Origin of the sequence: Leuconostoc mesenteroides subsp. mesenteroides ATCC 8293, from assembly GCF_000014445.1 — a bacterium.
Taxonomy (GTDB): Bacteria; Bacillota; Bacilli; order Lactobacillales; family Lactobacillaceae; genus Leuconostoc; species Leuconostoc mesenteroides.
The window spans coordinates 251327-273643 of record NC_008531.1 but is presented as its reverse complement, the minus strand read 5'-3'; the positions used below and the strand labels follow the sequence as shown (position 1 = coordinate 273643).

The window sequence follows — 22317 nt, the reverse complement described above, 5'->3', positions numbered from 1 at the left end:
GTTTTTGAAACCTTATGCAACGCCATGAAATACTAAATGGATCTGAGGGGAGTCGAACCCCTGTCCAAATCGCCCGATACACCAATATCTACGTTTATAGGGCTATTATTTGTAGTTCATTATATTGTCTGCCATAGCTCAAGGCTCTTCAATATAACTAACCTGATTGATTTAATACTGCTTTTCCAGATGTAAGAAGCAGTACGATCTGGCCTTTTATGGCCTAACCTCAGACGCCAGCAACCAAGATTAAGCTACGCATCACTGGTTTTTAGGCAGCGATAGCGAAAGAGTTTTCGTTTTTTGCAGTTAAAATTTCTGCCCGTTTTGCGCCCGGATGGCGAAACGCAATCAATGCTCTAAACGACCTGTCGAATTCCAAAAACAGACCCGTCTAAAATCTACCCATTATCTGAGAGACTTTATTATAACATATTTATCGGATTAGAATGCTCTAAAGCGGTTACGTCGCTTCGTTAATAGTTCATCTGGTGTTAATTGATTCAATGTATGTATCTCGTCATTTAACCGCTTCCGAATTAAGTTGAAAACTCGAGGATGATTACGAGACTCTGGAATAATATACTCAATAACATTTTTCTCCAAGAGATCTTTAGCAGTTAGTCCCATAACAGCCGCTGCTTCTTCACTACGTTTGCTATCTTTCCAAAGAATGGATGCAAATCCTTCTGGTGATAGTATCGAATAGGTTGCATTTTGGAACATCCAAACTTGATCAGCCGTGGCCAATGCAAGTGCACCACCAGAGCCTCCCTCACCATATATGATAGAAATCATTGGAACGGTTAACTTCATTGAGTCTAGGATTGATTTAGCAATTGCCTCACCCTGCCCTTGCGCCTCAGCCTCTTTGCCTGGAAAAGCACCTGGTGTATTAACAAACATGATAATTGGACGATTAAATCGATTAGCTTGTTGCATTAGACGTTGAGCTTTACGGTAGCCCCATGGCTCTGGCGAACCATTACGTTTGCTCAACTTGTCATGAATATCTGTACCCTTGTCAACAACAATCACCGTAACAGGCCGGTCTGCTAAAAATGCAATGCCACCAATGATAGACATATCGTCACCACCGAGACGATCACCATGCAATTCGACAAAGTCTGCAAAAATGCCATCAATGATTTCCCGCGCCATAAAACGGTCTTCACGGGATTTTTTAACCACTTGCGCTGGCGTTAATTCACGTTTAAATAATTTCAATCCACTTAAAATATCAGGCATTTATTCGGCCTCCGCTGTATGTAATCTAACAATTTTGGCAATCAGTTGAGCTAATTCTGATCGAGGTACAATTTGATCTACAAAACCATTTTCCAATAATGTCTCTACCCGTTGAAAGTCTTTTGGTAGTTTTTCATGTATTGTTGATTCAATCACTCTTGCCCCAGCAAAACCAACAAGCGCGTGTGGTTCAGCTAAAGTAACATCCCCTTGCATAGCAAAACTTGCAGTTACTCCGCCAGTTGTAGGATCAGTTAGCACAACTAGGTACAATAACTTAGCTTCCTGGTGGGCTGCAACAGCTGCTGAAACCTTGGCCATCTGCATTAAGGAATCAATTCCTTCTTGCATACGTGCGCCACCTGATGCAGTGAACAAAACAACCGGTAACGTATGAGCCGTTGCGTATTCAAACAAGCGCGTAATTTTTTCACCTGTCATTGAACCCAAAGACCCCATCATGAAGTAGGAATCCATGATTCCTAAAGCCACCTGTTCCCCTTCAATGTCAGCCGTTCCAGTCAAAACAGATTCTGCCAACTCAGTTTGTGACTGTGCCCGCTTTAGTTTTTCTGCATAACCTGGAAACTCTGGATGATCCATTTGGATATCTGAATCCATTTCTTCAAAGTTTTTAGTCAATAATTCAACACGTTCCCATGCTTGGAGACGAAAACCATAATTACACTTTGCACACACACGATATTTGCCAAGCTGTTTATTGTACATTTGTGCACCACAGTATGGGCACGCTAGAAAAAGACCATCAGGAATGCGATCATTAACCGAAGCATCTCTTTTAATTTTTGATGTATCGCTATTTTTATTGTTGTATAAGTCCATATTAAATGTCTCCATTTACTAGAATACCGCACACGTCAAACGCATGCGGCATTGTATTATTCATCTTCTGATAAGCTCTCAGTCCACCGTGGTAAGAATTCAGTTTCTAAATAGCGTGTATCAAATTCGCCACGCTGCACGTGTGGATCTTCCAATAAAGCTTTTTGGAAATTTAAACTTGTAGAAATGCCATGCACAACAGTTTCATCAACAATGCGATGAATTTTTTGAACCGCTTGTTCACGAGTATCTGCCTTCGCCACTAATTTACCAATCATTGAATCGTAAAATGGTTGGACTTTATCGCCCACAAATAGTGCGGAATCAATTCGAACACCAGGTCCTCCGGTAGGTAAAAATACAAGATCAACTGTGCCTGCACTTGGTGCAAAATTACTTTCAGGTCTTTCGGCCGTCAAGCGTACTTCGATGGAATGACCATTAACTTGAATATCGTCCTGTTTTATAGGTAAATCTTGCCCTGCAGCGACTTCTATTTGTAATCTAATTAAATCTAAATTGGTTACCATCTCAGTGACTGGGTGTTCAACCTGGATACGAGTATTCATCTCCATGAAGTAAAAATTGCCCTCATGGTCTTGCAAAAATTCAATTGTTCCAGTGTTCTCATACCTGATCGCTTGCGCAGCTTTTGTTACAATACCACCTAAATAAGCACGCATCTCAGGCGTTACACCTACAGCAGGTGACTCTTCCAACACCTTTTGATTTTTACGCTGTAATGAGCAATCACGTTCTGGTAGATAGACAACATGACCATTTTCATCTCTCAAAAGCTGCATTTCAATGTGTCGGACATGTTCCATCACTTTTTCAATGTACATTTGATCATCACCAACTGACAGGCGCGCTTCATTTTGGGCATCATCAAATTTGTCGCTCAATTCATCTTCGCTATAAACAAAACGCATGCCTTTTCCACCACCACCAGCAGCGGCTTTTAGCAACAAAGGATATCCGATACGATCAGCAACAACCTTAGCTTCGGAAAAGTCACGGATGAAACCGTCAGATCCAGGAATAACCGGAACACCTGCTTGACGCATTTCTTCACGAGCATTAGCTTTGTTACCCATTAATTCAATTGTGTCTGGACGTGGGCCAATCCATTTAATTCCTACTTCGCCAACCATTTCAGCAAATAGAGCATTTTCTGACAGAAAGCCGTATCCTGGGTGAATAGCTTCAGAACCTGTTAATAGTGCCGCACTCAGAATGTTTTTCATATTCAAATATGAATCTGTTGGCTTAACACCACCAACTGCGATTGCTTCATCAGCAATTTGAACGTGCAAGCTATCTTTGTCAGCTGTTGAATAAACAGCAACTGATGCAATACCCATTTCTCTCAATGTCCGAATAATACGCACCGCGATTTCACCGCGATTTGCCACTAGAACCTTTTTGAACATTTTAGTCTCCAATAATAAACGTCAATTCTGCTGTTGTCGCTTTTTTGTCACCAACCCAAACAATACCTTTGCCAGTACCAATTGGTCCGCGCAAACGATCCAAAGTAACTTCTAAACGTAGTTGATCTCCTGGACGAACCATTCTACGATAACGAGCCTTTTTAATGCCCCCGAAGTAAGCCGTTTTACCCTTAAATTCAGGCATAGATAACAGTGCAACCGCACCAGTTTGAGCTAATGCCTCGACAGTCAAAGCACCCGGGAAAGTTGGATTCCCCAGGGAAATGGCCTTGGAAAATTTCTTCATTGACACTGATATTTTTAATTGCTACTGCTCTCTCACCTGGTACTAATTCTTCCACTGTATCTAGCATAAGCATTGGATAACGGTGAGGTAATATTTCTTGAATTTGTTGTGTGTTTAGAATCGACATTTTGGCTCCTTCGTAGTATGTATTATGTACGTTTGTATGATATTTATATTTCATACCGATACAAACCTTAAAATTACATTTAATCTGTTGTTATTCTATAGAGTGGCTTATTGTAGTCTACTACTTCTTCGTTAGCAACTAGTATTTCGGCTACTGTTCCACTGACTTCACTATGAATTTCTGTCATTAATTTCATCGCTTCAATCACAGCAACTGTTTCTCCCACTGAGACCTTATCACCAACTTGTTTGAACATTGGTGCATCAGGTTTTGGTTGCAAATATACTGTTCCAACCATAGGAGCAACAATTTCAGTTCCTGTTTTAAGCGTTTCAGGTTCTGCAGCTACTTGAGCTTGATCTGATGTAACAGCGGCAGGAGCAACAACTGGAGTTTGAACTGGCGCGTTCACGACTGCTTCATTTTTGTTCTTTGATAAATGCAAACTGAATTCGCCATCAACAACTTTGAATTCGCGTAAAGAACTGTTCTCTAAATCAGCAATTAATCCACGAATTTCCTCAATATTTAAACTCATCAATTACACTCCTTCATGCCATTTCTTAAATACGATGACAGCGTTGTGACCACCAAAACCATAATTAGCACTCATTACATACTCAGGTGCTTGATGCTTGTTTTCTTGATCAACTAAATTAACTACCTTAGTGTCCTCGTCCTGTTCATCAAGACCGACGTTTACTGGTAATTCACCACGTGTCAAAGAACCTACAGAAATCAAAGCTTCTATGGCACCAGCAGCACCAAGCAAATGACCTGTCATTCCCTTTGTTGAAGAAACAGGTACTGTATTTTCTCCAAACACAGTGGCAATAGCATGTGCTTCACCCGAATCATTTGCTCCTGTTGCTGTTCCGTGAGCATTGATATATGAAATTTGATTGGCTTCCAAATTAGCGTCATTTAATGCATCACGAATTGCGCGTGCAGCACCTTCACCATCTGGGGATGGTGACGTCATGTGATATGCATCAGATGATGCACCATAACCAACTAATTCCGCAAGAATATGAGCACCACGTGCTTGAGCATGTTCTAGACTTTCAATAACCAAAATTCCTGAACCTTCACCCAAAACAAATCCATGACGATTCTTATCAAAAGGCTTTGAAGCTTGTGTTGGATCTTCTTCCTTTGATAACGCAGTCAAGGCTGCGAAACCAGCAATACCAATTTCGTTAACCGTTGCTTCTGAACCACCAGTTAACATGACATCGGCTTTACCAGATTGAATACGCCAGAACGCTTCCCCAATCGCATTTGTTGCTGAAGCACAAGCCGTAACAATTGTTGAATTAATACCCTTTGCACCAAAACGTAACGAAACATTTCCTGATACCATGTTGGGAATTGATTCAGGCACAAACAATGGACTAACACGTTGTGGCCCCTTATCATGCATCTTGATTACTTGATCTTGTATAGTAGTCAACCCACCAATACCATTACCTAAAATTACACCGAATCGAGTAGGATCAGCAACAGTGGTTGGTGCTTCAGCACCTTCTTCTGCCTTTAATCCAGCATTAGTCAAAGCCTGATCTGCAGCATCAACCGCATACTGTGAAAACAAATCCATCTTACGTGCATCACGCTTACCAACACGAGCTGCGGGATCAAAACCATCAACCTGTCCTGCCACGGTGATTCCCGTCTCTGATGCATCAAATTTTGTAATTGGTTTAATACCAATTTTTTCATTGAAAATACCGTCCAAGAAAGACTGTGTATCGTTTCCTAATGGCGTTACTGCGCCAAGTCCTGTAATTACTACGCGTGTCATAATATTAAGAGCGTGGACGGACACTGATTAAAAAGACATTATACTAATGAATTTAAATCAAATGGCCGAGGACGCATTTCCTTTCTTTATGTTCTCAGTGCCTCACATCAATAAATTGTGCGTTAAATGTATAACCCACCATCAACTGTGATTGTTTGACCGGTAATATAATCATTACCTGCCAAGAATAATGCTACATCTGCAATTTCCGAAGCTTCACCAAAACGAGATAATGGAATATTTTTTAGAATCTCTTCCTGTGTCTTTTCTGGCAAAGCACCAGTCATATCTGAAACAATCATACCAGGGGCAATCGCATTTACTCGGATGTGGCGACGTGCACCTTCTTTAGCTAGAGTCTTTGTCAATCCGACCAGACCAGCTTTTGATGCAGAATAATTCGCTTGACCCATGTTACCCATTAATCCAACAACAGAGGCTAGATTAATAATCGCCCCATGCTTTTGTCGAATCATCTTTTTAAATACAGGTTGTGTCACATTAAAAGTACCGTTTAAGTTTACGTTAACAACCTGTGCAAAATCTGCTGGTGTCATTGCAATAGCTAGCTGATCCTTTGTAATACCGGCATTGTTGATTAATATGTCAATACCTGAAAAGTTTTCTTGCTTGTATAATACTTTCAAACTGTCTTCTGCTGCTTCTGCATCAGCAATATCAAACTGTAATGTTTTTGGTTCTGACTTAAACTCTGTTAAAGTTTCAGGACTAATTTCTGAACGTGCATGTAAAATGACGTTTGCTCCTGCAGCATCAAATGCCTTTGCAATTGCAAGTCCTATACCACGTGATGAGCCTGTTACTAAAACAGTTTTATCTGTAAAATCTGCCATGTTATACCTCTTCTGCTGTGAGCAATTCTTTTACTTCATTAAAGCTTTTTAAGTCTTTAATAGCGTATCGTTTCACATCCTTGGGAGCAATTTTTTTAGCAAACTTAATCAATGTATCCGAAGGACCAACTTCAATAAATGTATCAACACCTGCATCTAACATTTTTTTCATCGCTTGCGCGAAATATGTTGGCGATACAATTTGTTTAGTCAACGTTTCATGGAGATCCGCGATAATAAACGGTTCACTTGTTGTATTGGAATAAACAGGATAATTCACATCTGTAAATGCTTCAGTTGCCAACCGTTCAGATAACTGAACAGCAGCGTCTTTCAATAATGGGGTGTGAAATGCACCAGAGACTGGCAAATCAATCGTACGTTTGATGCCAGCCGCTGTTAATGTCGCTTTTGCCTCGTCAACATCAGCAGCAATTCCGCCAATGACCAGCTGAGCAAACGTATTATAGTTTGCTGGGAAAACTTGCTTTCCTTTGGCCTGCAATTGAGCTAAAACAGCTTCAATGAGCTTTTGATCTTCGCCCATTATTGCCGCCATCTTACCAGGATTTGCGTCTCCAACCGTTTGCATATATCGCCCACGATCTTTGATAATAGCAACAGCTTGTTCAAAGTTCATGGCCCCAGCTGCAGTCAACGCCGAATACTCGCCTAAACTCAATCCTAGAGCTGCAACTGGCTGTTGCAAAGCACTACCCAAAGCATTCACAATGGCATTACTCATAGATAAGATAGCAGGTTGTGCATATTGCGTTTGTGCAATTTTATCAGCATTCTTCATCACGTCAGATAAATCATATCCTAAAACTTCAGAAGCTCGATCGATTGTTGATTTATATTCAGGAAGTGCTTCATATAAATCTGTGCCCATGCCGGCTTGCTGTGCGCCTTGCCCGCTGAACAATAATCCAATTTTCATGTTAAACCCCATATACTATATATAAACAATGAAACCGAAACCAATCGGATTCTTTACTTACAATGTTGTGTTTTCAATACCCATTAAATCGGTAGCTTGCGCCCAAATGTCGGACAAGATATCAGCTGCAGGCTTCTCATCCTTAATCAAACCAGAAATTTGACCGGCCATGAATGCACCGCCTTCTTTATCACCTTCTTGAACAGCACGACGTAGTGTACCAGATTCAAGTTTTTCAATGGCTGCAGCGTCTGGCTTTTCTTTTTGTAATTCGTTTACTTCATTTTTAACAAATGACTTTGCCATTTTATTTTTCAAAACACGGGCACGATTACCAAGCAAATTACCCGTAACGATAGTGTCAATATCTTTAGCTTTAAGTATTTTTGACTTAAAGTTAGGGTGAACTTCTGATTCAGTAGCTGTCAGAAACCTTGTACCCATTTGTGCACCAGCCGCACCAAGCATAAACGCAGCGGCAACACCACGTCCATCACCAATACCACCAGCAGCAATTACTGGAATATTAACGGCATCGGCTACTTGCGGTACTAATGTCATCGTAGTCAGCATACCAATATGCCCACCTGATTCCATACCTTCAGCAATAACCGCGTCAACCCCTTTTTTTTCCATCATACGTGCTAATGAAACTGAGGGAACGACAGGCATTACTATAATACCAGCAGCATGTAACTCATCCAAAAATGGCGATGGGTCTCCTGCTCCAGTTGCAACTACAGCAACTTTTTCTTCGATAATGACATCAAAAACTTCTCTAATATGACGACTTAATAACATTACGTTAACGCCAAAAGGCTTATCTGTCAGAGCTTTTGCACGTCTGATTTCTTTACGAACGTCATCACCATGCCAATAACCTGTGCCGATAAAGCCAAGTCCACCAGCCTCTGAAATAGCAGCTGCCAACGCACCTGTTCCAGCCCATGTCATCCCACCTTCAACAATTGGGTATTTCATGCCTAATTTTTCAAAAATAGGGTTCATTGTTTTAACTGTCATGTTCTCATCCTTAAAAATTATGTTATGTACGTGACAAAATGTCACCTAAATTACGCTGCTAATTGTTCTTTAATCTTATCAACCAAATCTTGAACAGTCTTGATATCTTCAGCAACAGCCAACTTAATATCAAAATCATCTTCAACACGGTTCAAAACTTCAAACAAGTCCAATGAATCAGCGTCAATATCATTTGTTAAATCGGTTGTTAATGAAACTTCATCTTCTTCTAAATCAAATTGATCAACCAAAATTTCTTTTGTCTTGTCAAAAATTTCTGCGTCTGTCATGAGTGTTTTTCTCCTAAAATCCGTTTTATGTATTTTCGTTAGATTTTTGCGGTGCAGCCGACTACACCGATAGATTTAAATTTTCCAAATTTGTGCGCCGACAGTTAAACCACCACCAAAACCAGCAAAGGCAATCGTTTGACCAGCATGAATTGTATTAGACTCTATCAATTCATCTAATAAAATACCGATACTTGCTGCACTAGTGTTACCATTTGAAGCCATGTTGGTTGGGAACTTAGATACGGGCTGCCCAAACCGTTTAGCAATGGAAGATACAATACGTGCGTTTGCCTGATGTAATAGATAATAATCAACATCGTCAGCCGTAACTTGAGCTGTCTCTAAGGCTGCTTGGAGTGCTTCGGGAACCTCACGAGTTGCAAAGCTGTATACTTCCCGACCATTTTGATGAAAATAAGGGTCTAACGGGCTAATATTTTCCGAAAATGGGTTTGTGTTCGCAAACCTACCAGCTACTAAATTGTCACCCTTTTCACCAAAAGTCCTAAGTTCTTCACCTAAAAGTCCAACATTATCCTGTGTTCGTTCCACAAGTACCCCTGCAGCTCCATCACCAAACAAAACTGCCGTAGTTCGATCTTTCCAATCAACTAATTTCGATAACACTTCTGCACCAATAATCAATCCACGTTGATAGCGTGACATTAACAGACTCGAGGCGACACTCAATCCATAAACAAAACCAGAACAAGCTGCGCTTAAGTCGAATGCGAATGCATTAGTGGCACCAATGTTAGCCTGGACAATTGCTGCCGTGCTTGGTGATAGGCTGTCTGGTGACATCGTGCTAACAATGATAAAGTCAATACTGTCTGGTGAAACACCACTTTTCGCCAATATTTTCTTTGCCACTTCACTGGCTAAATCACTAGTGTTTTCCGTTGTCACGACATTACGCTGATGAATACCTGTCCGAGTATAGATCCATTCATCATCAGTTTCCATCATTGTGCTGAGCTCTTGATTCGTCACTTGTCGATCTGGAATTTGACGTGCTGAAGCAACGATTTTCAATTGTTCCATAATTCCCCTCTTTAATGATTAATTATCTGTGCTAAATAGCTAACCAAATTATGGATCGCTTGTTTGACAACGCTCACGTCGTTTGGTGACATATTTTTTACCAGATTGTGCGTTAAATCCCTGTGGAATTCTTGATGAGCGCGATAAACGACACGCCCCTTATGCGTTAAGCCTAATCGTACCACACGCCTGTCTTTACTGGAACGACGTCGCTCAACATAACCCTTTTCAACCAATTTATCAATGGCTGCTGTCATAGAACTTGGTGTCAAATGAATAATTTTTGCGACCTGTGAAGCACTTTTTTCATCATACATTGAAATAGCTTCAATGGTGTGCATGTCTTTTAAGGTTATATCAGAGAAGTAACTGCGTTTTAAAGCAGCTTCTTCTATCCACATGACATTATTAAATACACCAACCAGTTCAGTATTTATTTGTTCAAAATCAGTTGTAATTGCTTCATTCATCTTTTTCATCTGGCGCCACAACGAACATCAACTCGGCTGATGTAGCTGTTTTACCATCGACTTTGGCTTCAACTAACACACTGCCCATGTTAGCACGTAGCTTACCAAATGTGACATGTAACTTCAATACATCGCCTGGTTTAACCATTCTCTTAAATTTAGCGTTATCAATTCCTGTCATGTAAGCTGTCTTACCTTGAAATTGCGGTGATGACAAAATCAAAATTGATGCTGCTTGGGCTAGTGATTCAATGATTAAAACACCTGGCATCACTGGATTTCCAGGGAAGTGACCTTGGAAAAACTGTTCGTTAATGGTCACATTTTTGACAGCGACTATTGATTCATCTGGGACCATTTCTTCCACGTAATCCATATAAAGAATAGGATAACGATTGGGAATTAAGTCCATAATTTCTGTTGTTGTAAGAACTGGCATAATTGATTCCTTTTTTAAAATACTTTGATAATCGAAATATCTGATAGTCAAAATATTATCATAATTTATTTCGATTGTCAAAGTATTCTAAAATCATAGTGTTTCCTTAAGAAATAAAAAACACCTATCCGGTGTTTTAAAATTCAAGTACAACTAGTCTTTTTTGCCATTCTGTTAGAAAATCATCACTTGACCATTCGTGAACACGTTCAGTACTATAACCCACAGCAGCATTATAATAAACATTGTTACCGAACTTTAACGGTGCGGGATGTAAATGCAAATGCCCTGTAATTGTTGCAATGGTATATGATTGATCGACAGCTTGACCAATTTTCGAACTGCCAAGGAACGCATTTGCTATATCCAATCGTGTGTTCCCATTTGGAAAACGTTTAATATAGTCTTCACGTGGCACAAAATGGCTCACAACTATAGTCTGTTTGTTGCCCGCAGCCAAGAGCTGATCCTTAATTTGTTTTAGGTTAATATCAAAACGTTCTTTATCAGTTATTGGTTGCTTAATGCGTCGGTCATACCAATAGCTATTTTTAAACGATTGAATTTCTTCTTCTGTATAATCATTACCGACGAAACTATAATCATACCAACCATTGTTGCCAATAAGTCGGATATCATCAGTTAAGTCAATGTACTTGTTATGAAAATATAACTCGTCGATATCACTTTCAAGTTCTTCATATGTAACATTTTTACCCATATCATGATTCCCAGCCAAAAAACGAATGGTTAATTTGTTTTTTACTAAGTCTTGCATATTACGCGCAAATGCTAAGGATTGCTTAAAGTCATTAAACAAATCGCCAGCAATAACGTAAACGTTCACATTTTTGTTCAACAAATAGAGCGCTTGTGCCCGCATAGCGCGTTCAACATTAATTTTATTTAAATCAAAATGATTATCAGATGAAAATGCAACTTTCACAAATAGAACTCCTGTTCGATATTTGAATAAAGTATATCATATTTTTTACTATAAGTACCTACAAGTAGCCATTTGTTTAAGATTTGCTTGCCTCTTTTCAAAAAATATACATAATAGAATACCTTACAATAAAAAAACACACCGAAGTGTGTTTTCTAATATTATGATTTAGTACACTAACAGGTAAAACAGAATAATCTATCTTACAAAGTAGCGAAGTGCAACAATGTACGGATCATGTTTGAAGTGAAACCGTATTCGTTGTCATACCATGCAGCAACTTTAACCAATTGTTGTCCTTCACCAGCAACAACTTCAGTTTGTGTTGGATCGAAGACAGTACCATGTGTGTCGTTGATGATATCAGTAGATACCAATCCGTCACCATTGTAACCAAATGAATCTGATTCGTACTTCTTCATAGCTGCATTAACTTCTTCAACTGTAACGTCCTTCTTCAAGACTGCAGTTAATTCCGTAATTGAACCATCAGGAACAGGAACACGGATAGCTGAACCAGTCAACTTACCATCCAATGAAGGAACAACCATTCCGATTGCCTTTGCGGCACCAGATGAATGTGGCAATGAGTTTGAAGCTGCGTCACGATTAGCTTGACGCTTTGCAAACTTAGCTGACTTAGGACCATCTTGCAAGCTTTGTGAAGCTGTGTAAGCGTGGACTGTCAACATCAAGCCAGTCTTAACACCGAATTCTTGTTCCAATACGTTAGCGATTGGAGCCAATGATTGCGTTGTGCATGAACCAGCAGAAACAATCTTGTCATCTGCAGTCAAGATGTCTTGGTTAACACCGTAGACAACTGTAGGAACTGCACCGGCTGGAGCTGAAACCAATACCTTCTTAGCACCTGCATCCAAGTGAGCTTGTGACTTTTCTGCTGATGTATAGAAACCAGTAGCTTCCAATACGTAATCAACACCATCGTTAGCAACCCACTTCAAGTCAGCAGCGTTACGTTCTGAGTAAACAGCATAGTGCTTACCGTTAACAACAATACCTGTGTCGTCAGATGAAACTTCAGCGTTCAAAGTACCGTGAATTGAGTCATACTTGAGCAAGTATGCCAACATATCTGGGCTTGTCAAATCGTTGATGGCAACAACTTCAATATCTGAAGCCTTGTCTGACAACTCAAGAATACGACGGAAGGCCAAACGACCAATACGTCCAAATCCGTTAATACCAATCTTAACAGTCATGTGTTTTAGATCCTCCAAAAATTTTTGACTTTAGTCAACACCATTATTATAGCACAAAGTGCAGTTTTGAGCGAATGTAGCTGCTTAATATAACATTTTGTTTTTTTCTTAACATGAGTGCAGATAGTACTCTCATTAATCTCAAAATTTATAGTATTATTTGTTATTTAATCTGATTATCCACTATGATCAATAAATCACATTAACAGATTTATATCCAAGTACTTTTCCAAAGGTAATTCTGCGTTTATCTGATTGGTAATCCATGGTAATTCACCAATTATTGGTACATCAGTCATCTCTTTTAATAGTGTTAAATTCGTATCTTCTACCACACCTTTGTGCTTGACACCATTAAAAATTATCCCCGCTATTGTTAAATCATGGTTTTTAGCAAATTCAATGGTTAATATAATATGATTAATCACACCTAGTTTGTTTGGTGCCACAATAATCAACGGTAAATTCAACGCACACGCTAAATCCGTGACGGTAAAATCATCGCCGTATGGTACTGTAATGCCGCCTGCTCCTTCAACCAACATGCCCTTGTGTTTCTGAGCTAATACATTATATTTTTTCAGTACATCATCTAATGAATAGTCTGTTTTTGCACGCTTTTGAGCTAAGGCTGGTGCGAGCGCTTCATCCCATTGAAAAGGGTTAATTTCTTCTAAACCATCCAAAACCTTTGCACCGGATTTTAAAATATAGGCATCGCTACAAGGGTTTTCTCTACGTGTACCACTCATCAATGGCTTAAAGACACCAATATCTTGATTGTGCTTATTGAAATAACGTGCCAACCTGGCCGTTACAAAGGTTTTACCAATTTCCGTATCAGTTCCTGTAATAAAATAGCCCTTATTCTTCATGATTCATTTCTTCCATGACAGTTTGAATGCCTTCTTTAATTATGACAATTATTTGCTTCATTTCTTCTTTTGTTGCAATCAATGGCGGCAAGAATGCAATTGTGTCCCCCAATGGTCTTGTGAGCAAGCCAAGTTTTCGCATGGTTAATGTTGCTCACCAAACTGCTCTTAAATCAGGGTCAAAAGGTTGTCGCTTCTCTTTATTTCTAACCAATTCAATGCCACAGCACAACCTAATTGATTACCCGTATAAGAATGACCGCGAAACAATGTTATTTCATCGTAATCATCATAAAAAACTTGATAGATCGCTTCAGATATCATAGTGATGGCTAATGGTAAGTATCCTCCCGTCAACATCTTCCCAGCAGCCAAAATACCAGGAACAACGTTTTCATTTGCGTGAATGGCAACCATAATACTTCTTGACTACGTTTCTTATAATGCATGCTTTCCTCCAGATTTTTGTTAACCAAATCATATATAAAAGGTAACATATTTGACAAAGAAATGCATTTATAGTAAATTGTTTTTGTTATCCATTTTAATAAAAAAGGGTAACATCTAATATTGAGAGGATTATATATTATGTATCAACAGACGAACGTTAGCGTTAGTGCACAAACTATCTGTAAAATAGGTATTTACTTTGCTCTATTGGTGCTTTCTGCCAAAGTAGCTATTCCGATTCCTTTTTACGACTACATTTCGCTACAAACGGCTTTTATCTTTTTAGTTTATCCGATTCTCGGTGCCAAGTATGGTTCTTGGTTGACAGTGCTTTACCTTGTTTCCGGATTACTCGGTTTACCCATATTTGCATCTGGTGGCGGACTAGGCTATATATTCAAGACAACGTTTGGTTTCTTAATCGCTTTTACACTAATGCCATTTTTTGCTGCTATCATTAGAAAGGGCAACAAACTATTTAGCCATCACCAATTTTTGAATACCCTGGTCAGTAACTATCTCTGCTTAATTATGGTTCATTTAATTGGTTTTGCATATAAGTGTTTTATTATTAAATTTTACATAGGTAACATAATTAACGTCACTGGTATACTAGGTTTTACCAGTTTACTTGATTTTTTAATTGATGTTGGTTTAATCTTTTTTGTAACCTTAGTAGAGTTACAAATTATCAAAAGAATCCACTAAAAAAGCAACTACAGTCTGTGTAGTTGCTTTTTTAGTGTCTAACCCTGGTATTCATTATTTGGCAACAGTAATTTAGTAATTTCACCAGAATTAATGCGCTCTATGCCCCGCTTCGTATCAAGCACGAGGCAACCATCATTATCGATTTCTCTAATTATCCCCGTTAAGTTCACCTGACCACGCTTTAGTTCTACTGATTGTCCAACACCAACCACCTTTTTGCGATATTGCGGTATATAATGCCCGTCCTGATAATCCTGGTACATATCAAAAAAGTGATTAATTAAAGAACCGACAACTTCATTTCCTGATACAGCCATTTCATCAGTCAGCGCACCTGCTTTTTGAGAAATTTCATCTGGAAATCCACCATCAGGCGTGGCAAGATTCATACCAATACCCACAGCTAAAGATGAAAACTGTTGACTTTCAAAGTCCGTAATGGCTTCGGTCAAAATACCACCAACTTTCTTGTTGTTGTACAATAAGTCGTTGACCCACTTAAACTGAATATCGATATCAAATACTTCTTTAACCATTTTTGAGACAGCTACTGCGGTACTAGTAGTTAATCGGCCGGGGTTTACTATCGTCTCCACAGGTAGTGGCAAAGCAAAAGTGACGTACATACCCGTATTTTTCGGCGAAAAAAACTTTCTTCCTAATCGACCAATTCCCGCCGACATGCTTTCACTAACAATAACCGTATTTTTAGTAATTTCGCCAGAAGAAAGCTTCTCTCTAGCATACACATTAGTCGAGTCAATCGTGTCAAAGACTTTCAGATCCACATCTGATTTTAAATACTTTTTAATGCCAACAGCAGAAATTTTAGCGCCCTCTACATATCGATATCCTTGCCCACGAACACTCTCGATGAGATGTCCTTGAGACTCAAGCTTTTTAACAGACTTCCATATAGAAGTTCGGGTAATCCCTAACTGTTGCGCAATTGCTTCACCAGACACCCAATCGCCTGCTGTATTAACCAACAAAGCTAACAGTTTATCAGCTGTACTCATCACTTTCCTCCACTATTATCACAATGTTTACTTTATAGTTAATTTTAGTTAACAATTGTCCTTTCGTCAAATCAAATAAAAAAACAACTCCGAAGAGCTGCTCTTTTATTATTCAATTCCTGAACCCGGTTCAATTGAATCCGGCAATATCGTTACAGTAACAATATCATTCTTCTCAGCCGACAAAATCATCCCTTCAGAAAGTTCACCAGCCATTTTTCGTGGCTTCATATTGGCAACAATAGCAACCGTTTTACCCACCAAAGCAGCAGGGTCTGAATACCATTTACGAATACCCGACAAAATTTGGCGTGGCTTCCCTGATCCATCATCAAGCGTAAACTTTAACAATTTTTCAGATTTAGCAACAATTTCTCCTGCCGTAATTTTAGCAGCCAAGATTTCAACTTTATCGAAATCATCATAAGTAATCAAATCCTTAGATGGCGCCACCTGAGCTGCTTCTTTTGCTGCCTCTTTAACCGCACGCCCTTTACCTTTGGTATCTTTTGAAACTAGTCCTGAAATAAAGGCCACTTCTTCTTCAACGTCTTGGCGTGGGAAAATTGGTTCACCCTTCTTGACAACATGACCGCCAGTTGGTAACTTACTGAAAGTCAAACCTGCAATAGCAACACCTTTGTCAGAATAATCTAAGCCTAATTGATCAAAAATCTTCTTTGGTGCTTGTGTTAATACTGGCTGTAACAAAACAGCAGTAACCCGTAATGCACCAGCTAAATGAGCCATTACGCTAGACAAAACTTCCTTTTCATTTTCATCTTTTGCCAACACCCATGGTTGTGTCTCATCAATATACTTATTTGCACGACGGATGATTTTCCAAACACTTTCAAGTGCGTCAGCAGTACGTAATTCTTTAAAGTTTTTGTTGTATTCAACAATGGCATCTTCTACAGTTCGAACCAAGTCTTCATCAAAAGAAGTCTTACCTGTTAGTAGCTCGGGAATAACCCCATCCACATACTTATTAATCATGGCTACTGTACGATTCAACAAATTACCTAAATCATTAGCTAAATCATAGTTAACACGCGCCACAAAATCTTCAGGTGTAAATACACCATCATTACCAAATGGCATTGAACGCAATAAATAATAGCGAACTGCATCTAGACCATAGCGTTCTTCAAGCACTTCAGGATAGATTACATTACCCTTTGATTTAGACATCTTACCGTCTTTCATCACAAGCCAACCATGACCTACAACTGATTTAGGCAACTCTAATCCCAATGCATGCAACATAATTGGCCAATAAATAGTATGGAAACGAACGATTTCTTTTCCAACAAGTTGAACGTTTGCAGGCCAGAACTTATCAAATAGGGTTGTATCGTCCGAATTATAACCTAGAGCAGTAATATAGTTAGCTAATGCGTCAATCCAAACGTAAATCACATGCTTCTCATCCCCTGGTACTGAAATACCCCAGTCAAATGATGTACGTGTTACCGCTAAATCTTCCAGACCTGGTGCAATGAAATTATTAATCATCTCATTCATTCGAGCTTCTGGCTGAATAAACTCTGGATGTGTTTTGTAATAATCAAGTAACCAATCAGCGTATTTACTCATCTTGAAGAAGTATGCTTCTTCTTTAACTAACTCAACTTCATGCCCTGATGGTGCTTTCCCACCAATTACTTTGCCTGCGTCATCACGATAGACTTCGGCTAATTGAGATTCTGTAAAGTACTCTTCATCAGAAACAGAGTACCAACCTTCATACTCACCTTTATAAATATCCCCATTTTCTAGTAATTGCGTAAAGATTTTAGCGACTGCTTTTTCATGGCGATCTTCTGTAGTGCGAATAAAATCGTCATATGAAATATCCATTAGCTTCCACAAGTCTTTAATTTGCTTCGCCATACCATCAAGAAAATCTATTTCAGATATACCCGCAGCCTCAGCTTTTTGTTGAATTTTCAATCCATGTTCATCTGTACCTGTTAAAAAATAAACATCTTCACCCAGTAAGCGGTGGTATCGTGCTGCTGCATCAGCAAGCACCGTTGTGTAAGTGTTTCCCAACTGCAACTTACCAGACGGATAGTAAATTGGCGTGGTAATATAAAAGGTCTTATCCTTTTTTACTGAAAATTGCTGTTCTGCCTTTGAAAACTTGTCATAAATGACAGCCGAATCAGTGTGATTTCCGGTATTAAACAAAATATTATTTGGTTCTGACATATGAGTCTTCCTCTTTCTTTAAAACACTCACAATAAAAAGAATCGTCTCTTTCTACGTTAAGCATGATTTTTACCGTATGAGGTAAAGTTATATTAAAATAATTATAACTAAAATCAATAATTTTTCATAGAGACTCAAGTTATTATTTATGATATATTGAAACTTTTACGAATTAATCCAACTTTTAAACGCGATTGCTTATTAATTAGTTTAAACTAATTAATAAGCAATCGAAATAAAACTTAAAGGAAATTAAAATGGATCAACTTGAAATGATTAATCGTTATATGAAAGACGCACTCACTAAAGATAATACTGGACACAGCATTGATCACATTAATCGCGTCCTTGCACTAGCTAACAAGATTCTTGCCCATGAGAAAAAAGCAGATGCTTTTGTTGTACGTGCTGCCGCATTGCTGCATGACGTCTATGATGATAAATTATACGATAGTCAAGAAGATATTCTTGCAGCAAAAAATAATATGATTTCGTTTCTTCTATCTATCGGCGTTCATCCAGAAATGATAGAAGAAATCACCTATATCATCGACAATATGTCTTGGTCTAAGTCACTAGAAGGTACTCAAGAGCTCAATATCAATGGACAAATTGTACAAGATGCTGATCGTTTAGAGGCTATGGGAGCTATCGCCATCACACGAGCAATTACTTATGGTGCGGTAAAAAATCGTGTATTATATGATCCAGAAATTCAACCACATTTACCACAAAATAAAACTGATTATCGCAATCAAAAAAGTACGACAATTAACCATTTTTATGAAAAATTATTACTTATTCAGGACAAATTAAATACAGACACAGCACGCACAATTTCTGAAAGTCGTCAACAGTTCATGCTATCATTCTTAGCGCAATTCAAAGCCGAGTGGGAACTGGAACGCTGATTTCTATTATCGTTTTTGTTGATGTTTTGGCGTAGCATAAATGTTATGATATAAGAACTTGAAAGAGAGAGAATCATGGCACGAAAACGCACTTATAGACGCAAAAGCAAACCACAAAATAAGATACTATCCCTTCTGATTCTAGTTGTTGTTGCCGGATTTTATTTGTGGCAAAACTACGAATCGACAAATACTTCTACTGAAACATCTCATCCAACAGTAACTGCCCAATCTGATCAGGCCCTGCTCAACTTAAAATGGGATGGAACGCTAGATGGTGACATCGTTCATGTCAACAACAATAAAGCAACCTTCACAGACGACCAAATGAAAGAAACTTTCCCAAGTCAAGCATCTAAGCTCAATCCAGTTGATGGGTTAAGCCTCTCAGCTCTTGATTCGTTAGGCCGTTCGCAACAAGGAAATTTCGTGGCCAGTAAGTCGGCCATATCAAAAGTTACTAAACGGCCGGATCGTATTCCTTACACTGTCCGCCCATCCGGTTGGTTTATTAACGATCGCTACGATGGTACTAAGTGGGTCGGTGGTTATCATGATAACCCTAACGTTAAATTGGGCAATGGTATGCAAGCGCTTTGGAATAAATCTCACATTGTGGGCTATCAATTTTTCGGGTTACCCACTATGGTCACAGAAAATATGATTACGGGTACACGTGTTGAAAATGCCTATCCAGGTCAGCTCGTCCCTGAAAATGATATTCGCAATGCTATCCAAAACAATCCAACTATTACGGTCCGTGCACAGGTCACGCCACTTTATGTTGGCAACGAACGTCTTGCTCGTGGTGTTCACTATATGGCTAAATCAGTTGAAGACAACGGCAAAACACTGAACTTAAACTATTGGATTTTCAACGTACAGCCAGGCATTCAAATTGATTATGCCACAGGAGAAGCAACTGTTTTAGATTCCGCTAAGTAGCTTTTAAAAAAGTAGTAGATGATATACTCATCTACTACTTTTTTACTTATATAAGTTTTCCATCTTGAATAACCATTGAACTCGAATGGCCGGGGCCACGTCGCTGTGGATCAAAAAATCGAATTGCAGCATTAACTGCTGTTGGCGCTTCACCAAATCCAACAGCAATTAAATCTGCTTTCCCCTCATAGTGGCTAGCATCCCCAATAGCAAAAACGCCGGGTATCGTCGTCTGCATTGCTTGGTCGACGGAAAACGCTTGTCCTTCATTTTCTGGTTGTATATCCCAACCATGCACAATTTTATTTTCCGAAATAAAACCATAATTAATAATTAAATCATCAACACAAATATCATTAGTTACCTGATCATTCTTCACTTGCGCTAACGTAATTTTCAATTTACCATCACTTTGTTTTTCAATCTGTGATACTTTTTTCGGCGTTTCTTTGATAACGGATGATTGGCTCAGTTGTTTCACACTTTGCTCCATTGCACGAAATTGATCCCGGCGGTGAATAATTCTTGTAGAATGGGTAAATTCATTAAGCATCGTAGCCATATCAATAGCTGAATCACCACCACCAGCAATCGCTACATCATGGTTATCAAAATCATGTTTATTCGTTACAAAATAGTGAATACCTTGGCCAACCAATTGATCAACGCCGGACACCTGCATCTTGCGTGGTTCAAAAGAGCCTTTACCTGTTGTGATGATGATTGTTTTAGCCTGAAATGACGAACCATTGTTGATGGTCACTGTGAATAAGTCGTTTGTTTTCGTCACATTAGTCACAGTTGTTGAGGTTTTGATATCAATTGGAAATAACTTCATTTGTTCATCCAATGAATCAATCAATGCTGATCCTTTAATTCCTGTGAATCCAGCAACGTCAAGAATTTTTTTCTCAGGATATAACGATGTCACTTGTCCGCCGAGTGTTGCTAAACTTTCAACTAGAACTGCTTTAGTATCACGTAATCCGGCATAGAAAGCTGTAAACATACCAACTGGTCCACCACCTATGATTGCTACATCATATAACTCTGTCATTTAAATATTCTCCGATTTTACTTTATTGCAACGTCATTCTAACATTGCGTTAATTTAAAACAAAAATAGTTTTCGTCCGTTATAATTAATATATATTACAATTTGGAGGAAATGTGCGTCTGCACATAATTACAATTTATGGCTACTAAAAAAATGATTCTTGATCTGGATACTGGCGTGGATGATGCTCTGGCGCTCGCCTACGCTGTAGCTGATCCAAATGTCGATTTGATTGGTATTATCTCTAGTTATGGTAACACACTTGTTGAAACGGCCGCACAAAACTCACTGAATTTATTACATTTACTTGGTGCTGACGATGTCCCTGTATTTATTGGTGCTAGTCATTCAAGTACAACCAATAATTTTGAAGTTATGCCTATTTCACAGCTTATTCACGGTAAAAATGGCGTAGGTGAAATCACCTTAGAAACTTCACCAAGACAAATCGAAACCCAATCAGCTGTTGATTTTTTAATTGAATCTGCTCATCAATATAAAGAAAACCTAATTTTTATTCCAACTGGGCCTCTCACCAATTTGGCTGCAGCGATTGAAAAAGATAATGACGTGGCTACCTTGATTGGTAATACAACGCTAATGGGCGGTGCTTTAACTGTACCAGGTAACCTAACGCCTTTTACCGAAGCAAACATTCACCAAGACCCTGAAGCGGCTGACTTTGCTTTCGTTCATCAGCAAAACCTAACAATGGTTGGCCTTGATGTTACCCTCCGCACGCTGCTAACGAAAAAAGAAACTGCAGCATGGCGTACACTAGGAACCTTAGCCGGAGAAAAATTTGCTGACTTAATGGATTTCTATATTGATGCGTATGCTAACTTAAACATCAATAAAAATGGTGCTGCCCTCCACGATCCACTAGCAGTTGCTGTTGGAATCGATCCTAGCTATGTTACATCAATTGCCTTAGCAATGCGGGTAACATACGATAAAGAAAGTGGCGATTATGGCCGCACAATCGGTGATAAAGAGAAACTTTTGGTCCCAACAACTACTAAAGCTGCTGTTTTAGTTGATTCAAAAAGATTTGTTCATGATTTTCAAAATCTAATGCTAACTGTGCTTCAATAACATAAAAATGATCCACGATACGACACCAAACCTAGTTGTCCG

The 22317-nt window shown here is 38.9% G+C and carries 24 protein-coding genes, 1 other RNA gene and 1 pseudogene; 4 read left to right on the top strand and 22 right to left on the bottom strand.

Going from position 1 to position 22317, the window contains the following annotated elements; all coding sequences use genetic code 11:
- Positions 1 to 34 precede the first annotated feature (34 nt).
- From ssrA to LEUM_RS10785, 19 genes and pseudogenes are all read right to left on the bottom strand, one after another.
- Positions 35 to 392: a transfer-messenger RNA gene (gene ssrA, locus LEUM_RS10455) on the bottom strand.
- A 52-nt stretch (positions 393 to 444) separates the two neighbouring features.
- Positions 445 to 1248: a carboxyltransferase subunit alpha gene (gene accA, locus LEUM_RS01545; protein WP_010291045.1), complete on the bottom strand. Its 804-nt coding sequence runs from the start codon at positions 1246 to 1248 to the stop codon at positions 445 to 447.
- Positions 1249 to 2091: an acetyl-CoA carboxylase carboxyltransferase subunit beta gene (locus LEUM_RS01540; protein ID WP_011679197.1), complete on the bottom strand. Its 843-nt coding sequence runs from the start codon at positions 2089 to 2091 to the stop codon at positions 1249 to 1251.
- Positions 2092 to 2147: 56 nt separating this feature from the next.
- A complete protein-coding gene (accC, locus tag LEUM_RS01535; protein ID WP_011679196.1) occupies positions 2148 to 3524 on the bottom strand; it encodes an acetyl-CoA carboxylase biotin carboxylase subunit in 1377 nt (458 codons plus the stop codon).
- Between the two features lies 1 nt (position 3525).
- Positions 3526 to 3958 (bottom strand): annotated as a pseudogene (gene fabZ, locus LEUM_RS01530) (3-hydroxyacyl-ACP dehydratase FabZ).
- Between the two features lie 79 nt (positions 3959 to 4037).
- A complete protein-coding gene (gene accB / locus LEUM_RS01525; RefSeq protein ID WP_010286228.1) occupies positions 4038 to 4496 on the bottom strand; it encodes an acetyl-CoA carboxylase biotin carboxyl carrier protein in 459 nt (152 codons plus the stop codon).
- A 3-nt stretch (positions 4497 to 4499) separates the two neighbouring features.
- The gene (gene fabF / locus LEUM_RS01520; protein WP_011679194.1) at positions 4500 to 5762 is read right to left on the bottom strand and encodes a beta-ketoacyl-ACP synthase II; all 1263 of its coding nucleotides are present in this window, start codon (positions 5760 to 5762) and stop codon (positions 4500 to 4502) included.
- A gap of 122 nt (positions 5763 to 5884) precedes the next feature.
- Complete coding sequence (locus LEUM_RS01515) at positions 5885 to 6616, bottom strand: beta-ketoacyl-ACP reductase (RefSeq protein WP_011679193.1); 732 nt, start codon at positions 6614 to 6616, stop codon at positions 5885 to 5887.
- 1 nt (position 6617) lies between these two features.
- Positions 6618 to 7556 carry an ACP S-malonyltransferase gene (locus LEUM_RS01510; protein WP_011679192.1) on the bottom strand — a complete coding sequence of 313 codons (939 nt, stop codon included), beginning with the start codon at positions 7554 to 7556 and terminating at the stop codon, positions 6618 to 6620.
- A 57-nt stretch (positions 7557 to 7613) separates the two neighbouring features.
- A complete protein-coding gene (locus tag LEUM_RS01505) occupies positions 7614 to 8579 on the bottom strand; it encodes a nitronate monooxygenase (RefSeq protein ID WP_002815884.1) in 966 nt (321 codons plus the stop codon).
- A gap of 50 nt (positions 8580 to 8629) precedes the next feature.
- Entirely contained in the window at positions 8630 to 8869 is a 240-nt protein-coding gene (locus LEUM_RS01500) for an acyl carrier protein (protein WP_002815886.1), read from the bottom strand.
- Between the two features lie 75 nt (positions 8870 to 8944).
- Positions 8945 to 9916: a beta-ketoacyl-ACP synthase III gene (locus LEUM_RS01495; protein ID WP_011679191.1), complete on the bottom strand. Its 972-nt coding sequence runs from the start codon at positions 9914 to 9916 to the stop codon at positions 8945 to 8947.
- Between the two features lie 11 nt (positions 9917 to 9927).
- Positions 9928 to 10386: a MarR family winged helix-turn-helix transcriptional regulator gene (locus LEUM_RS01490; RefSeq protein ID WP_011679190.1), complete on the bottom strand. Its 459-nt coding sequence runs from the start codon at positions 10384 to 10386 to the stop codon at positions 9928 to 9930.
- Positions 10379 to 10825 carry a 3-hydroxyacyl-ACP dehydratase FabZ gene (fabZ, locus tag LEUM_RS01485; RefSeq protein WP_014324248.1) on the bottom strand — a complete coding sequence of 149 codons (447 nt, stop codon included), beginning with the start codon at positions 10823 to 10825 and terminating at the stop codon, positions 10379 to 10381. Before fabZ (LEUM_RS01485) ends, LEUM_RS01490 begins: the two co-directional genes overlap by 8 nt.
- 136 nt (positions 10826 to 10961) lie before the next feature.
- Positions 10962 to 11771, bottom strand: a complete 810-nt coding sequence (locus tag LEUM_RS01480; protein ID WP_011679188.1) for a metallophosphoesterase — start codon at positions 11769 to 11771, stop codon at positions 10962 to 10964.
- Positions 11772 to 11974: 203 nt separating this feature from the next.
- The gene (gap, locus tag LEUM_RS01475) at positions 11975 to 12994 is read right to left on the bottom strand and encodes a type I glyceraldehyde-3-phosphate dehydrogenase (RefSeq protein ID WP_002815892.1); all 1020 of its coding nucleotides are present in this window, start codon (positions 12992 to 12994) and stop codon (positions 11975 to 11977) included.
- A gap of 197 nt (positions 12995 to 13191) precedes the next feature.
- Complete coding sequence (bioD, locus tag LEUM_RS01470; protein WP_011679187.1) at positions 13192 to 13869, bottom strand: dethiobiotin synthase; 678 nt, start codon at positions 13867 to 13869, stop codon at positions 13192 to 13194.
- A complete protein-coding gene (locus LEUM_RS10790; RefSeq protein WP_174221737.1) occupies positions 13859 to 14011 on the bottom strand; it encodes a hypothetical protein in 153 nt (50 codons plus the stop codon). The genes bioD and LEUM_RS10790 overlap by 11 nt, the downstream gene beginning before the upstream one ends.
- A gap of 26 nt (positions 14012 to 14037) precedes the next feature.
- Positions 14038 to 14286: an aminotransferase class III-fold pyridoxal phosphate-dependent enzyme gene (locus LEUM_RS10785; RefSeq protein ID WP_025267725.1), complete on the bottom strand. Its 249-nt coding sequence runs from the start codon at positions 14284 to 14286 to the stop codon at positions 14038 to 14040.
- 171 nt (positions 14287 to 14457) lie between these two features.
- Between LEUM_RS10785 and LEUM_RS01460 the strand changes: the two genes are divergently transcribed.
- The gene (locus LEUM_RS01460) at positions 14458 to 15027 is read left to right on the top strand and encodes a biotin transporter BioY (RefSeq protein ID WP_011679186.1); all 570 of its coding nucleotides are present in this window, start codon (positions 14458 to 14460) and stop codon (positions 15025 to 15027) included.
- Between the two features lie 38 nt (positions 15028 to 15065).
- Here LEUM_RS01460 and LEUM_RS01455 read toward each other — a convergent pair whose 3' ends face one another.
- Both LEUM_RS01455 and metG read right to left on the bottom strand, forming a co-directional pair.
- Positions 15066 to 16049: a biotin--[acetyl-CoA-carboxylase] ligase gene (locus tag LEUM_RS01455; protein WP_011679185.1), complete on the bottom strand. Its 984-nt coding sequence runs from the start codon at positions 16047 to 16049 to the stop codon at positions 15066 to 15068.
- Between the two features lie 108 nt (positions 16050 to 16157).
- Positions 16158 to 18266 carry a methionine--tRNA ligase gene (metG, locus tag LEUM_RS01450; RefSeq protein WP_011679184.1) on the bottom strand — a complete coding sequence of 703 codons (2109 nt, stop codon included), beginning with the start codon at positions 18264 to 18266 and terminating at the stop codon, positions 16158 to 16160.
- A gap of 258 nt (positions 18267 to 18524) precedes the next feature.
- Here metG and LEUM_RS01445 point away from each other — a divergent pair, with 258 nt between their 5' ends.
- The gene (locus LEUM_RS01445) at positions 18525 to 19178 is read left to right on the top strand and encodes an HD domain-containing protein (protein ID WP_011679183.1); all 654 of its coding nucleotides are present in this window, start codon (positions 18525 to 18527) and stop codon (positions 19176 to 19178) included.
- A 75-nt stretch (positions 19179 to 19253) separates the two neighbouring features.
- The gene (locus tag LEUM_RS01440; RefSeq protein ID WP_011679182.1) at positions 19254 to 20123 is read left to right on the top strand and encodes a DNA/RNA non-specific endonuclease; all 870 of its coding nucleotides are present in this window, start codon (positions 19254 to 19256) and stop codon (positions 20121 to 20123) included.
- Between the two features lie 46 nt (positions 20124 to 20169).
- Here LEUM_RS01440 and LEUM_RS01435 read toward each other — a convergent pair whose 3' ends face one another.
- Positions 20170 to 21180, bottom strand: a complete 1011-nt coding sequence (locus tag LEUM_RS01435; protein ID WP_011679181.1) for an NAD(P)/FAD-dependent oxidoreductase — start codon at positions 21178 to 21180, stop codon at positions 20170 to 20172.
- 138 nt (positions 21181 to 21318) lie between these two features.
- Here LEUM_RS01435 and LEUM_RS01430 point away from each other — a divergent pair, with 138 nt between their 5' ends.
- On the top strand, positions 21319 to 22275 hold the full coding sequence (locus tag LEUM_RS01430) for a nucleoside hydrolase (RefSeq protein ID WP_011679180.1): 957 nt from the start codon (positions 21319 to 21321) through the stop codon (positions 22273 to 22275).
- The last annotated feature ends 42 nt before the right edge of the window (positions 22276 to 22317 follow it).